Source organism: Providencia sp. R33, assembly GCF_019343475.1.
Lineage (GTDB): Bacteria > Pseudomonadota > Gammaproteobacteria > Enterobacterales > Enterobacteriaceae > Providencia.
Genome location: NZ_CP072453.1, coordinates 2,907,319 through 2,919,844 on the forward strand (window position 1 = coordinate 2,907,319; position 12,526 = coordinate 2,919,844).

A 12,526-nucleotide genomic window follows, 5' to 3' on the forward strand; every position below is an offset into this window, starting at 1 on the left:
TCATAATCGATTGAAAAACAAACCAATCATGCAACTTAATACTTACTTTAGCCATGCTAAGCTCTCGATTTGAAAGCGTACTGTATGATGTACATTCAGACTAAGTTCAGTAAGGAACACCATGAACTCAAAAATTATCAGTCTTCCACGAAATGAACCGCAGAAAAAAACGGTCGATATTCGAAAAATAAATTTCGTCGAAATTTATGAGCCTGATGATGCCAAAAATATACAACAACAGGCGAGTCGTTGCCTTTCTTGTGGTAGTCCGTTCTGTGAATGGAAATGCCCTTTACATAATGCCATCCCTAAATGGTTAAAATTAGCAGAAGAAGGTCGCATTATTGAAGCCGCTGAATTATCTCATCATACCAATAGTTTACCCGAGGTCTGTGGCCGCGTTTGCCCACAAGATGAACTGTGCGAAATGGCCTGTGTCCTGAATGACACTTTTGGTGCTGTTACCATCGGTCATATTGAACGTTACATCAATGACACCGCATTCTCCCTAGGTTGGCGCCCTGACCTTTCCCATGTCACACCGGTGAATTACCGTGTTGCTATCGTTGGTGCAGGCCCTGCAGGCCTTGCTTGTGCTGATGTTTTAGCTCGCAATGGTGTGCAAGTTACTGTATTTGATAAACACTCAGAAATCGGCGGTTTATTAACCTTTGGAATACCTACATTTAAATTAGAAAAGCGGGTCATGATACAACGGCGTGAGATTTTCACCGAAATGGGGATTCAATTTCAACTTAACGTCGATATTGGTAAAGATATCTCTCTAAATACGCTCAAAACGGATTATGACGCGATTTTCCTCGGAATAGGTACTTACGGTGCAATTAAAGGTGAACTGCGTAGGAATGGCGCTTATGGCTGTTATGATGCCCTGCCTTATTTAATCGCGAATACTCGTCATTTGATGCAGCTTGCCCCTTTACCACTTGAGCCTTATATCAATTTACAAGGAAAAAATGTGGTCGTGCTAGGCGGCGGCGATACAGCAATAGACTGTGTGCGAACAGCTGTTCGCCAAGGCGCTTCAAAGGTAGCGTGCATATATCGACGTGACAAACAGAGTATGCCTGCTTCACTAAAAGAGATAAATCATGCGATTGAAGAAGGGATTGAATTTCATTTTAATTTACAAGCCACTGAGATTCTTTTGAATGAAGCTCAACAAGTCAGTGGAATTTCTGTCATTCGTACCCAGAATGGTGAACTCAAAGAGGGTCGAACCGTCGTAGAGCCTATCAAAAATTCAGATTTTACGATTGAAGCTGATGCCGTCATTGTCGCCTTCGGCTTTCATCCACACAAGCAACCTTGGGTTGAAGAGAACTTTGTGCAGCTTGACTCACAGGGGCATATTTGCGCAAATCGCAACAGCCGGTTTCCTTTCCAAACCTCTAACGAAAAAATATTTGCTGGAGGTGATGCGGTTCGAGGTTCAGACCTTGTTGTCAATGCGATTGCGGATGGGCGCAGTGCTGCTGAAGGTATTTTGCTTTTTTTAGAGATATAGAAAGGCATAAAAAAACAGAGGGTAATACCCTCTGTTTTTTTATCAATATGAAGTAAATTCGCTACTTAACCACTCTTAGCGCAGGTCTACCTTTCGGTGGTCTTGGAGGTTCATCGTCCGAAGGCTCTTCAGTGTTATGTTCAACCGACGAGCTATCTTGAACTAATGTAATTCCGTCTTCTTGCGAACCATCCATATCTTCAAAATCAGAAGATATTTGTGCATCGTATGCGGCTTCAGGTTCAAACATCATCCCTGCGCCATTTTCCCGTGCATATACCGCCATAATTGCGGCCATAGGGACATACACTTGACGTGGAACACCACCAAAACGCGCATTAAAACGAACTTCGTCGTTGGTAATTTCAAAGTTACCCACAGCACGTGGCGCAACATTCAATACAATTTGCCCATCCCGAGCAAATTCCATTGGAACGTTAACAGTAGGAACGGTGACATCAACCACCAAATGCGGGGTCATATCGTTATCGAGCAACCACTCATAGTGGGCACGTAACAGATAAGGGCGACGTGGTGACATTGCTGTCATTTCCATCATACCTTTAGCCTCTTGCTGACAGACGCATTTCGCGTTCTAATTCAGTCAAAGACGCTAAGAATGCATCACGCTCAAACACACGTTGCATATACATTTGCAAGTGTTTGCTATTCGCTGGTTTCAGTTCGATGCCCAGCACAGGTAAACGCCATAATAGCGGCGCTAAATAGCAATCAACTAAGCTAAATTCATCACTCATGAAGAATGGCATTTCAGCAAAAACAGGCGAAACGGCAATTAATTCTTCCGTTAATTGACGACGCGCGCTATCCGCTTCTTGAGCACTGCCTTTTTCTACTTTGTGCATCAGAGAATACCAGTCTTTTTCAATGCGATGCATTAATTGACGGCTAGTTCCACGTGCAACTGGGTAAACAGGCATTAGTGGCGGATGAGGGAAGCGCTCATCAAGGTATTCCATAATAATCAGCGGATCATATAAAGTCAGTTCACGATCAACGAGTGTTGGAACACTTTGGTACGGGTTGAGATCAATGAGATCTTGAGGCGGATGACCGGGTTCAACATGTTCAATTTCGACGCTAACCCCTTTTTCTGCCAGGACGATACGTACCTGATGGCTAAAAATGTCAGTTGGGCCTGAGAACAATGTCATTACCGAACGTTTGTTAGGAGCGACAGCCATTAAAACCTCCAAATTACAAAAATGGACGAAATGTAATTAATGTTTAATTACCCGTTACCCATTTTAAAATCCCCTGTGTTCTACTTTCATTTATCCATACTGAAAGTCAACACAACCCTCCCGCACAGAAAGGCGAGAAATGATGAAATAAAAAAACAGGGGCATATTCTAACAGATTTTGTACAGCTTAGGGGGGCGTGATAGGAAAAATCATAGATTTATTTCATTGAAAGAGAGTAATCACACAGAAATTACAATTAAAAACTAATTTAATCTAAATTTTAAAATAATAAACCTTAAAGTTAACTCCATTGTTATCTAAATAATATGATGAAAAAATATCATTTTTATTATCAAAGAGTGATTATTTTAAATTCTAGACTAATTCGTTATCTTTTTCTGCTAATAATATTTAATTCTTTTTTAAATTATCTTTAAACGCCAATTTACTGATTTTTAGGCAATAAAAAACCCGCCATAAAGACGGGTTTTTTCATCAATTTTATGCCCAAAGGGCAATAAATTAACGTTTGGAGAACTGTGGACGACGACGTGCTTTACGCAGACCCACTTTCTTACGTTCAACAGAACGCGCATCACGGGTAACGAAACCAGCTTTACGCAGATCAGAACGAAGAGTCTCATCATAAGCCATCAGTGCACGAGTAATACCGTGACGGATTGCGCCTGCTTGACCTGAAATACCACCACCTTTAACAGTGATGTACAGATCCAGTTTTTCCAACATTTCAACCAATTCTAACGGCTGACGAACGACCATGCGCGCAGTTTCGCGACCAAAGTACTGTTCTAGAGTGCGTTGATTGATTGTGATGTTACCGCTACCCGGCTTAATAAAGACACGAGCAGATGAGCTTTTGCGGCGACCAGTGCCGTAGTATTGATTTTCAGCCATTGCTATAATCCCGATTAAATGTCAAGAACTTGCGGTTGTTGAGCCGCGTGGTTGTGCTCATTACCTGCGTAAACTTTCAGTTTACGGTACATTGCACGACCCAGAGGTCCTTTTGGCAACATGCCTTTAACCGCGATTTCAAGCACACGCTCAGGACTGCGAGCAATCATTTCTTCGAAAGTTGCTTGCTTGATTCCACCTACATGGCCAGTGTGGCGATAGTAGATTTTGTCTTCGCGTTTTTTGCCGGTAACAGCAATTTTTTCTGCATTCAGAACGATGATGTAATCACCAGTATCCACGTGCGGAGTATATTCCGCTTTATGCTTACCGCGCAGACGGCTAGCAATTTCTGTTGCAAGACGGCCTAAAGTTTTGCCATCTGCATCAACAACGTACCAGTCGCGTTTTACGGTCTCTGGTTTAGCTGTAAAAGTTTTCATTAAAACTTACCCAATATTGAAGTTACACGTTGGTGAACACTCATGTTCATAAGCTTTCTGAGGTTCACACGACTCTTTGTCCAGTAAACCTACCCCTTCGAGCAGCCTAACTGGCATTTATGCACTATTTTTTGGGAAATAAAAAACAGTGCTGTAACGTGGGGTCGCAAGATTATAGAGAAGTCAGAAACAAAAATCGACCCCAAATGCATTTTTTTTACGTTTGTGTGAATATCCAACACCATTTGTACTTAATTTAAACGTTTTGGCGCATTTTTACGCTAGGGCTCCCATGCGCAAAAAAAACTTAAGCCAAATGCGGAATTTTTAGATACTCTTCGCTCTGCATTTCTTGTAAACGTGATAAGCAACGTTGGTATTCAAAGGCTAAAAGCTGACCCTGATAAAGGGATTCCATCGGGACTTCTGCATTAATCACGAGTTTCACTTTACGCTCATAAAATTCATCCACCAGCGCAAGAAAACGCCGTGCAGGGTTTTCGTCTTTTGTCCCCATCACAGGCACATCGTACAATAAAACCGTGTGGTAACAGTTTGATAAGTAAATATAGTCATTTTGGCTACGCGGCTCTTCACACAACACTTTAAACTCAACAGCTAAAACACCTTCCGCCGAGCGAAGGACCTGCATCTTCCGGTGATTAACTTCTAAAACTGGGTTTATCTCCCCCTGCTTCCCCGCCAATTTGACAAAAACCTCATCCAAGTGCTGGCGATTTTGTGCATTTATCGGAGATAAAAAGAGGTGGGCTTGCGTTAAAGTCCGTAAGCGATAATCAATCCCTGCATCAACATTCATTACATCACAATATTTTTTGATTTGTTCGATGGCAGGTAAAAAACGTGCACGTTGTAACCCATTGCGGTATAAGTTATCAGGGATAATATTGGACGTGGCGACCAACGTGATCCCACGAGCAAACAGCCCTTCTAGTAACGTTCCTAGGATCATTGCGTCGGTAATGTCTGAGACAAAAAACTCATCGAAACACAATACGTCCGTTTGTTTTTTGAACTCATCAGCAATGATATCCAGTGGATTTTCTTGCCCCTGTAACGCCATCAAATCTTCCTGCACTTTTTTCATAAAACGATGAAAATGCAGCCGAAGCTTACGATCACTGGGCAAGCTTTCATAAAACATGTCCATTAACCATGTTTTACCGCGTCCCACCCCACCCCACATATATAAACCTTGAACGGGTTCTATTGATTTATTAGGCGAATTTTTTCCTAATAAACGACTAAAAAAACCGTTTGGCTTTTCATTAGATGTGACTAATGAGGTATGAATAAGCTGCTGATAAATTTTATCTAAACGTTCTACGGCAAGCTTTTGCACGTCATCAGGCTGATAATTGCCATCCGCGAGCGCTTGTTGATAACGCATTGTAGGGGTCATCGGTGACATTAACTGAATAATCCTTAAAAAATTTTCGGTTTTTTTACCGTTATTTGATATACACTGCCTTTATTATAACCAGATTCAGTTATCATTTAACTTTCGGTTAACGCATCATCATAGAGTAAGGAAATTCACCTTAAGATTCCACTCTTAAAGCTGTTAACTGTTTTACAATTACTCGATTCAAGCGTTGTGGTTTTTATCATCACTTAACCACTAAATTACAATATGTTGAGATGCTTTACTTGACGTCTACATGCAACTTGAATTATTTAAGGTATAGTAACGGTAACGACGCTTAATTTCTGCGAACATTGAAGTAATGAAGGAGTCAGCATGACCTGGGAGTATGCATTAATCGGATTGATTGTCGGTTTTATCATCGGTGCATTAGTTGTCCGCTATGGTAATCCAAAACTTCGCCAACAAAAAACAGCGCAAGCTGAGCTAGACAAAAAAAGTACTGAACTGGAAGAGTACCGTAAAGAATTAGTCAGTCACTTTGCTCGTAGCGCAGAATTATTGGATAAAATGGCGCGTGATTACCGTCAGCTTTACCAACATATGGCACAAAGTTCATCTGAATTAATGCCAGATATGCCAGCGCAAGATAACCCGTTTAACTATCGCTTAACGGAATCTGAAGCCGATAACGATCAAGCACCAGTAAAAATGCCACCAAGAGATTATTCAGATGGCTCATCGGGCTTATTTCGACCTATCGAAGAGAAAGAAAAATAGTTTCTAATTGTATATCACCAGTGAGCCTCCCTTGCTGGTGATTTCTTGTTGTATTTACTCAAATCCCCCATTCAACTCGCATCATCTGCTGTAAAATATTCATTTAATAATACTGAACAATATTTCCATCTAAATTAAATTTAACGATTTATTTAGCTACCGTATAGAAGTTAAAGTATTACTTAAGCTACATGTAAATAGATGTAAAAGAGTGGTTAATTGCTATCTGTAAGTGGAACTTTTGCGCATAATCTGTGGTCATAGTCATCAGTAAAATTGAATCTTATACCAACCAAATAGAAGCTCATTGTGCTTGCCAAACGAAAGGCTCACAGTGATTGGAACCTTTATTTTTGAGAGAATTGACTGAATTATGAAAAGAAAAAATTTTTTTCTTACCGCTGTAGCAATGAGTTTAGGCTTATCTTTGGCCACTATCCCCACGGTAAGTAGTGCTGCACTCCCTGCGACATTGCCAGCAACGGCACAAAGCCAAAACATGCCTAGCCTTGCACCAATGCTGGAAAAAGTGTTGCCAGCGGTGGTGAATATTCACGTATCAGGAACCCGTGTACAAAACCAACAGATCCCAGAAGAATTGAAATTCTTCTTTGGCCCTAATGCACCTTCCCAACAACAAAATGTGCGCCCATTTGAAGGCCTTGGTTCAGGTGTTATTATTGACGCTCAGCAAGGTTATATTTTAACCAACAACCACGTCATTGATGGCGCAGATAAAATTCAAATTCAATTAAATGATGGCCGTGAAATTGAGGTTAAATTAATCGGTAAAGATCCCCAAACTGATATCGCGTTACTCAAAATCACGAACGTGAAAGATATCAAAAATTTAACTGCTGTTAGTATTGCGGATTCTGACAAATTACGTGTGGGTGATTTTGCTGTCGCTGTTGGTAACCCATTCGGGTTAGGCCAAACAGCAACCTCCGGAATTATTTCCGCGTTAGGCCGTAGTGGCTTGAACCTTGAAGGCTTAGAAAACTTTATTCAAACTGATGCATCCATCAACCGCGGTAACTCAGGCGGTGCCTTAGTGAACTTAAATGGTGAGTTGATTGGTATCAACACGGCTATTTTAGCACCAGGTGGTGGCAATATCGGTATCGGTTTTGCTATTCCAAGTAATATGGCCAAAAACCTGAGCGAGCAGCTGATTAAACACGGTGAAGTTAAGCGCGGTATTTTAGGTATTAAAGGGACTGAGATGAACTCTGACATCGCAAAAGCCTTTAATATTGATGCACAGCGCGGTGCATTCGTCAGTGAAGTTCTGCCAAAATCATCTGCTGCAAAAGCGGGTATTAAATCAGGTGACGTTTTAGTCTCTGTCGATGGTAAACGTATTAATAGCTTTGCGGAATTAAGGGCTAAAATCGGTACCAGCCAAATCGGTAAAGAAATCACTATTGGTCTTATCCGTTCAGGTAAACCGATGGATGTGAAAGTTGTACTTGAAAATGATGAAGGCTCAGCAACACGCGCAGAAAAATTAAGTGAATCATTATTAGGCGCAACGATTTCGAATGCGACTATTAGCAATACACGTGGTGTTCAAGTAGACAGCGTCGCACCTAAATCCCCAGCGGCTGCTATTGGCTTAGTCAAAGGTGACCTAATCTTTGGCGTGAACGACCAACGCGTTGAAACTATTGAGCAATTCCGTAAAATCATTGATGGCAAGCCTCCAGTGCTGGCAATGAAAGTCTTACGTGATGATGAAACCTTATATCTATTAATGCGCAATTAATTAATAAAAGTAGGTCTTAAAATCAATAAAACAGGTACAGTATCACTCTGCTGTACCTGTTTTTTTATGTTATGCTCAGTACATGTAAAAAATAACTGAATCTCCAATATCTTATGGTAAAGAAGCTCACTGTTTCTGTCATGCTAGGCCTATTAACTGCGTTGATTATCATCATTGCAGTGCCTTCATTGCGCCCGCAAGGCTTAGCGGATTTATTATATGGCAAAACAGATAGCGAGCCCGTCAGTTATAATAAAGCGGTACGCCGTGCAGCACCTGCCGTGGTTTATGTCTATAGTAGCTCTAAGGGGAGCTTTTCCCAGTCTGGTCGTGAGCTTAAATCGTTAGGCTCTGGCGTAATTATGAGCCCGAATGGCTATATCATTACCAATAAACATGTGGTTGATAATCCTGATCAAATCTTAGTAGCACTGCAAGATGGCGCCATTTTTGATGCCTTACTGGTGGGCTCTGATTCACTGACAGACCTTGCTATACTTAAGATTGATGCGGATAACCTCCCTGTTATCCCAATTAATACTCAACGTGTCACCCATGTGGGGGATGTCGTCTTAGCCATTGGCAATCCCTACAATATTGGTCAAACTGTCACCCAAGGCATTATTAGTGCGACAGGCCGTGTGGGTTTAAGCTCTACACGTCGGCAAAATTTCTTACAAACAGATGCTTCAATTAACTCGGGTAACTCTGGTGGAGCCCTGATTAATACCGAAGGTGAGTTAGTCGGGATTAACACGCTATCCTTCACTGCAGGGCAAGGAGTTACCTCAGAAGGCCTCAGTTTTGCTATCCCAACGGCACTCGCGACGAAAATTATGGATAAACTGATCCGTGATGGCCGAGTGATCCGCGGTTACATTGGTATTACCGCGCGTGAACTGCCACAAATCAGGTCAAACAATAATAATATCAATCAAATACAAGGGCTTCGTGTTTTCCAAGTTGCACCTAATGGCCCAGCTGCTAAATCGGGTATTGTTCAAGGGGATATTATTTTATCTGTTGATGGGAAGCCTGCAATTTCAGCTGCTGAAACCATGGATTTCGTCGCTGAAATTCGCCCCGGTAGTAAAGCCTCTGTACAAATTTTGCGAGACGGCGAAACGAAAACTATCGATGTGGTTATTGAAGAAAACCCTGAAGGACAAGCCAGTTAATTGCGGACAAATAAATTTGACGATAAAAAATGCCGTTCAATTGAACGGCATTTTTGTTTCAATTCAAAAACCGAGAAAGTTAGTCGTCTGAATGGACACGCTGAATATCTGCGCCTAAACCACGCAGTTTATCTTCAATATGTTCATAACCACGGTCAATGTGATAAATACGATCAACTGTTGTGGTGCCTTCTGCAATACAACCTGCAATAACAAGACTCGCAGATGCACGTAAATCTGTTGCCATCACTTGTGCACTGGTTAATTTCTCAACCCCATGGCACAACACTGTATTACTTTCGATTTCAGCATGCGCACCCATACGGATAAGCTCAGGGATATGCATAAAACGGTTTTCAAAAATTGTCTCAGTGATAAGCCCAGCACCTTCAGCGACTAAGTTTAGTAAGCTGAACTGTGCTTGCATGTCTGTTGGGAACCCCGGATGTGGTGCAGTACGGATAGTCACCGCTTTAGGGCGTTTACCTTCCATATCTAAGCTAATCCAGTCATCACCGATTTCAATCGTTGCACCCGCTTCGCGCAATTTTGCTAATACCGCATCCAGCGTATCTGGGCGTGCATTACGGCAAATAACGTTACCGCGAGAAACCGCTGCTGCGATTAAGAATGTGCCTGTTTCAATACGGTCAGGCAGAACTTGGTATGTACCACCACCTAATCGCTCAACCCCTTCAATCACAATACGGTCAGTGCCTGCACCGGTAATTTTTGCACCAAGGGTGTTTAAGAAATTAGCTGTATCTTCAATTTCTGGCTCACGCGCAGCATTTTCAATGGTCGTTGTGCCTTCCGCTAATGTGGCAGCTGTCATAATAGAGACCGTAGCCCCTACGCTAACTTTATCCATCACGATGCAGGCCCCTTTCAGGCGACCATCGACGGTGGCTTTCACATAACCATCTTCCAGAACAATATTTGCACCTAACTGTTCTAAACCAGAAATATGTAAATCAACAGGACGGGCACCAATAGCACAACCACCTGGCAGAGAAACTTCGCCATGACCAAAACGTGCAACTAAAGGTGCCAGCGCCCAGATAGAAGCACGCATAGTTTTCACGAGGTCATAAGGGGCGCAGTAAGTGCTTACTGTGCTCGCATCAACAAATACTGAGCCATTACGTTTCACTTTCGTGCCAAGCTGGTTCAATAATTTAATGGTGGTGTCGATATCCCTCAGATGAGGAACATTCTGTATTTCTACTGGCTCTTCAGCCAATAGAGCAGCGAACAGGATTGGCAGCGCAGCATTTTTCGCGCCAGAAATAGTAACCTCGCCCGATAAACGGGTTGGCCCTTTAACTAAAAACTTATCCATTCAAGTATTCTCGTATGTCGAATTGTACAGGCTGTTCGCTTAGGCTTTGAAATCAAAGACCACTAAGTTTACGATCGCGCTCCCATTGCGCAGGGGTGTACGCTTTAATTGATAGAGCATGAATGCGGTTATCCGCAATATATTCCATCAATGGCGCATAAATTGCTTGCTGTTGCTTAACACGGCTCATACCGTCAAACATGTCACCGACAGCGATAACCTGAAAGTGGCTACCATCACCCGTAACAATAGCCTCATCCAGAGACAACTTTTCCATCAATACTTGTTTTATTTCGTTGGTTTCCATAGTGACTCTATTATGATTATTTGTGGTTTTTCAATTTTACTCTGACTAATTCTAGTTGAATGTGCCCAATTAGTCACAACTCGAATTGAAAGAGCATAAACGTCTATCCTAAAGGATTAAGCCTAACACTTAAACCAAAGAAAACGCCTCTAACGCACAAATGCACGTAGAGGCGCTTATTTTTACATAACTTGACCGAATTTAGGACTCATCGCCTTAATCCAGAATGATGGCTTTCACCCCATATAACTCAATAAGTGTATTCAAGTTATCACTAGCACCAATAATATTCAGGGGCTGTTTTTTAGCTTGAAACTCGCCTTTTAAGCGAACTAACATTGCCAGCCCCGTTGAATCCACATGGGTTAAGCCTGAAACATCTATTTTTTCAATATGTTCCAGCAATGGGGATTTTTTATCCCAAAACGACATCAATGAGTCACGGTCTAATGAGCCCGTCAAATGCAGTGTTGATTGCGTTTTTTCCCATGCCAATGCGTGGCTCATATTAGTTTTTCTCTTCTAACGTAATTGGCGCTTTTGCACTGATTTCTAACTGTTTTGTTAAGCCATCAATGCCTTGTTTACGTAAAATATCACCCCACTCATTTTGCTTGGTAGTGATCATACTGACGCCTTCAGCGATCATATCATAGGCTTGCCAATAACCTGTTTTGCTGTTTTTACGCCACTGGAAATCTAAGCGTACCGGTGGACGGCCATTGGTGTCGGTGATTGTGACACGAATAGCAACGATATTTTTATCGCCAACAGGTTGTTCTGGCGCAATTTGGTAAGTTTGACCATGGTACATTGCCAGTGCTTGGCCATAAACCTGCTCAAGGTAGTCTTCGAATGCCGCGAAGTAAGCATCACGCTGTGCAGGCGTTGCACCTTTATAGTAAGTACCTAAAACCAGCGCACCTGCATATTTAATTTGCACATAAGGCAGTAATTCTTCACGAACAATCGTTCTGAGATATTCAGGATCTTGTTTAATTTTCGGCTGTTCAGATTTCAACCGATTAAAAGTTTTTGCTGCCGCCTCATCCATTAATTTATACGGATTCGTTTGGTCTACCGCCATCGCAAATGGCGCAATAGCCAACATGGCAACCATCATTAAACGTTTAAACATAATTCATTCCTTTAACTATTTTGAGGGAGCTGCGGATTATTTAGATGCAGGCTCAGCACCTTGGCTATCGCCACTCTTATACAAGAACTGCCCGATTAAATCTTCTAACACCATCGCTGGCTTAGTGTCTTCAAGGCGTCCACCATTTTTCAAGATAGTAGTCCCTAACTCTTCATCATCAGGACCAATATTCATGGCAATATACTGTTCGCCAAGTAAACCTGATGTACGAATGGATAAAGAACTTGAATCTGGAATATTGTCGTATTCACTTAGTAAATCGATTTTTACTTCAGGTACATAGTTCTTTTTATCGAGAGTGATACTGGCAACACGGCCAACAACCACACCACCAACTTTGATTGGAGAACCTTCTTTCAAGCCACCAATATTTTCAAATGACGCTGAAATTTGATAGGTGGATTGGCTACCAATCGATTTCAAATCGGCGACTTTTAAACATAAAAAGATAATGGCGGCGATCGCCAATAACATAAAACAGCCAACCCATATTTCACTTTTTTTACTTTGCAT

At 41.8% G+C, this 12,526-nt stretch carries 14 protein-coding genes; 4 read left to right on the forward strand and 10 right to left on the reverse strand.

The genetic code is table 11. The annotated features are described in order from the left end of the window. Window positions 1–121: 121 nt before the first annotated feature. Window positions 122–1,528 (forward strand): FAD-dependent oxidoreductase, encoded by a 1,407-nt coding sequence (locus J6836_RS13630; RefSeq protein ID WP_219244558.1) that lies wholly within the window; start codon window positions 122–124, stop codon window positions 1,526–1,528. A gap of 61 nt (window positions 1,529–1,589) precedes the next feature. Here the strand turns inward: J6836_RS13630 and sspB are convergent, their stop codons facing one another. From sspB to zapE, 5 genes are all read right to left on the reverse strand, one after another. Further along, window positions 1,590–2,069 carry a ClpXP protease specificity-enhancing factor gene (gene sspB / locus J6836_RS13635; RefSeq protein WP_219249515.1) on the reverse strand — a complete coding sequence of 160 codons (480 nt, stop codon included), beginning with the start codon at window positions 2,067–2,069 and terminating at the stop codon, window positions 1,590–1,592. A 22-nt stretch (window positions 2,070–2,091) separates the two neighbouring features. Then, the gene (gene sspA / locus J6836_RS13640) at window positions 2,092–2,733 is read right to left on the reverse strand and encodes a stringent starvation protein SspA (protein ID WP_206083565.1); all 642 of its coding nucleotides are present in this window, start codon (window positions 2,731–2,733) and stop codon (window positions 2,092–2,094) included. A 523-nt stretch (window positions 2,734–3,256) separates the two neighbouring features. Beyond that, the gene (gene rpsI / locus J6836_RS13645) at window positions 3,257–3,649 is read right to left on the reverse strand and encodes a 30S ribosomal protein S9 (protein WP_004258235.1); all 393 of its coding nucleotides are present in this window, start codon (window positions 3,647–3,649) and stop codon (window positions 3,257–3,259) included. 14 nt (window positions 3,650–3,663) lie between these two features. Continuing rightward, window positions 3,664–4,092, reverse strand: coding sequence for a 50S ribosomal protein L13 (rplM, locus tag J6836_RS13650; RefSeq protein ID WP_006814213.1), 429 nt, complete (start codon window positions 4,090–4,092; stop codon window positions 3,664–3,666). A gap of 307 nt (window positions 4,093–4,399) precedes the next feature. Beyond that, complete coding sequence (gene zapE, locus J6836_RS13655; protein ID WP_219244559.1) at window positions 4,400–5,524, reverse strand: cell division protein ZapE; 1,125 nt, start codon at window positions 5,522–5,524, stop codon at window positions 4,400–4,402. Between the two features lie 330 nt (window positions 5,525–5,854). On the opposite strand from zapE, the gene zapG reads away from it, so the two are divergent. The 3 genes from zapG (at window position 5,855) to degS (ending at window position 9,205) form a co-directional block, all read left to right on the forward strand. Beyond that, a complete protein-coding gene (gene zapG / locus J6836_RS13660; RefSeq protein WP_219244560.1) occupies window positions 5,855–6,259 on the forward strand; it encodes a Z-ring associated protein ZapG in 405 nt (134 codons plus the stop codon). 373 nt (window positions 6,260–6,632) lie between these two features. Continuing rightward, window positions 6,633–8,027, forward strand: coding sequence for a Do family serine endopeptidase (locus tag J6836_RS13665; protein ID WP_219244561.1), 1,395 nt, complete (start codon window positions 6,633–6,635; stop codon window positions 8,025–8,027). A gap of 113 nt (window positions 8,028–8,140) precedes the next feature. Beyond that, window positions 8,141–9,205 carry an outer membrane-stress sensor serine endopeptidase DegS gene (gene degS, locus J6836_RS13670; RefSeq protein WP_219244562.1) on the forward strand — a complete coding sequence of 355 codons (1,065 nt, stop codon included), beginning with the start codon at window positions 8,141–8,143 and terminating at the stop codon, window positions 9,203–9,205. Between the two features lie 79 nt (window positions 9,206–9,284). Here the strand turns inward: degS and murA are convergent, their stop codons facing one another. The 5 genes from murA to mlaD all read right to left on the reverse strand — a co-directional run bounded on the left by murA (window position 9,285) and on the right by mlaD (window position 12,526). Further along, the gene (murA, locus tag J6836_RS13675; protein WP_219244563.1) at window positions 9,285–10,547 is read right to left on the reverse strand and encodes a UDP-N-acetylglucosamine 1-carboxyvinyltransferase; all 1,263 of its coding nucleotides are present in this window, start codon (window positions 10,545–10,547) and stop codon (window positions 9,285–9,287) included. A 52-nt stretch (window positions 10,548–10,599) separates the two neighbouring features. After that, on the reverse strand, window positions 10,600–10,854 hold the full coding sequence (gene ibaG / locus J6836_RS13680; protein WP_206083559.1) for a BolA family protein: 255 nt from the start codon (window positions 10,852–10,854) through the stop codon (window positions 10,600–10,602). 216 nt (window positions 10,855–11,070) lie between these two features. Next, on the reverse strand, window positions 11,071–11,361 hold the full coding sequence (mlaB, locus tag J6836_RS13685; protein WP_219244564.1) for a lipid asymmetry maintenance protein MlaB: 291 nt from the start codon (window positions 11,359–11,361) through the stop codon (window positions 11,071–11,073). Window position 11,362: 1 nt separating this feature from the next. Then, complete coding sequence (gene mlaC, locus J6836_RS13690; protein ID WP_219244565.1) at window positions 11,363–11,992, reverse strand: phospholipid-binding protein MlaC; 630 nt, start codon at window positions 11,990–11,992, stop codon at window positions 11,363–11,365. Between the two features lie 36 nt (window positions 11,993–12,028). Continuing rightward, entirely contained in the window at window positions 12,029–12,526 is a 498-nt protein-coding gene (mlaD, locus tag J6836_RS13695) for an outer membrane lipid asymmetry maintenance protein MlaD (RefSeq protein WP_219244566.1), read from the reverse strand.

Coding starts and splice junctions, on each gene's coding strand:
- rplM (WP_006814213.1), bottom strand. CDS start 4,092: ATGAAAACTTTTACAGCTAAACCAGAGACCGTAAAACGCGACTGGTAC.
- sspB (WP_219249515.1), bottom strand. CDS start 2,069: ATGTCACCACGTCGCCCTTATCTGTTACGTGCCCACTATGAGTGGTTG.
- zapG (WP_219244560.1), top strand. CDS start 5,855: ATGACCTGGGAGTATGCATTAATCGGATTGATTGTCGGTTTTATCATC.
- murA (WP_219244563.1), bottom strand. CDS start 10,547: ATGGATAAGTTTTTAGTTAAAGGGCCAACCCGTTTATCGGGCGAGGTT.
- mlaB (WP_219244564.1), bottom strand. CDS start 11,361: ATGAGCCACGCATTGGCATGGGAAAAAACGCAATCAACACTGCATTTG.
- mlaC (WP_219244565.1), bottom strand. CDS start 11,992: ATGTTTAAACGTTTAATGATGGTTGCCATGTTGGCTATTGCGCCATTT.
- degS (WP_219244562.1), top strand. CDS start 8,141: ATGGTAAAGAAGCTCACTGTTTCTGTCATGCTAGGCCTATTAACTGCG.
- zapE (WP_219244559.1), bottom strand. CDS start 5,524: ATGTCACCGATGACCCCTACAATGCGTTATCAACAAGCGCTCGCGGAT.
- sspA (WP_206083565.1), bottom strand. CDS start 2,733: ATGGCTGTCGCTCCTAACAAACGTTCGGTAATGACATTGTTCTCAGGC.
- J6836_RS13665 (WP_219244561.1), top strand. CDS start 6,633: ATGAAAAGAAAAAATTTTTTTCTTACCGCTGTAGCAATGAGTTTAGGC.
- ibaG (WP_206083559.1), bottom strand. CDS start 10,854: ATGGAAACCAACGAAATAAAACAAGTATTGATGGAAAAGTTGTCTCTG.
- J6836_RS13630 (WP_219244558.1), top strand. CDS start 122: ATGAACTCAAAAATTATCAGTCTTCCACGAAATGAACCGCAGAAAAAA.
- rpsI (WP_004258235.1), bottom strand. CDS start 3,649: ATGGCTGAAAATCAATACTACGGCACTGGTCGCCGCAAAAGCTCATCT.
- mlaD (WP_219244566.1), bottom strand. CDS start 12,526: ATGCAAAGTAAAAAAAGTGAAATATGGGTTGGCTGTTTTATGTTATTG.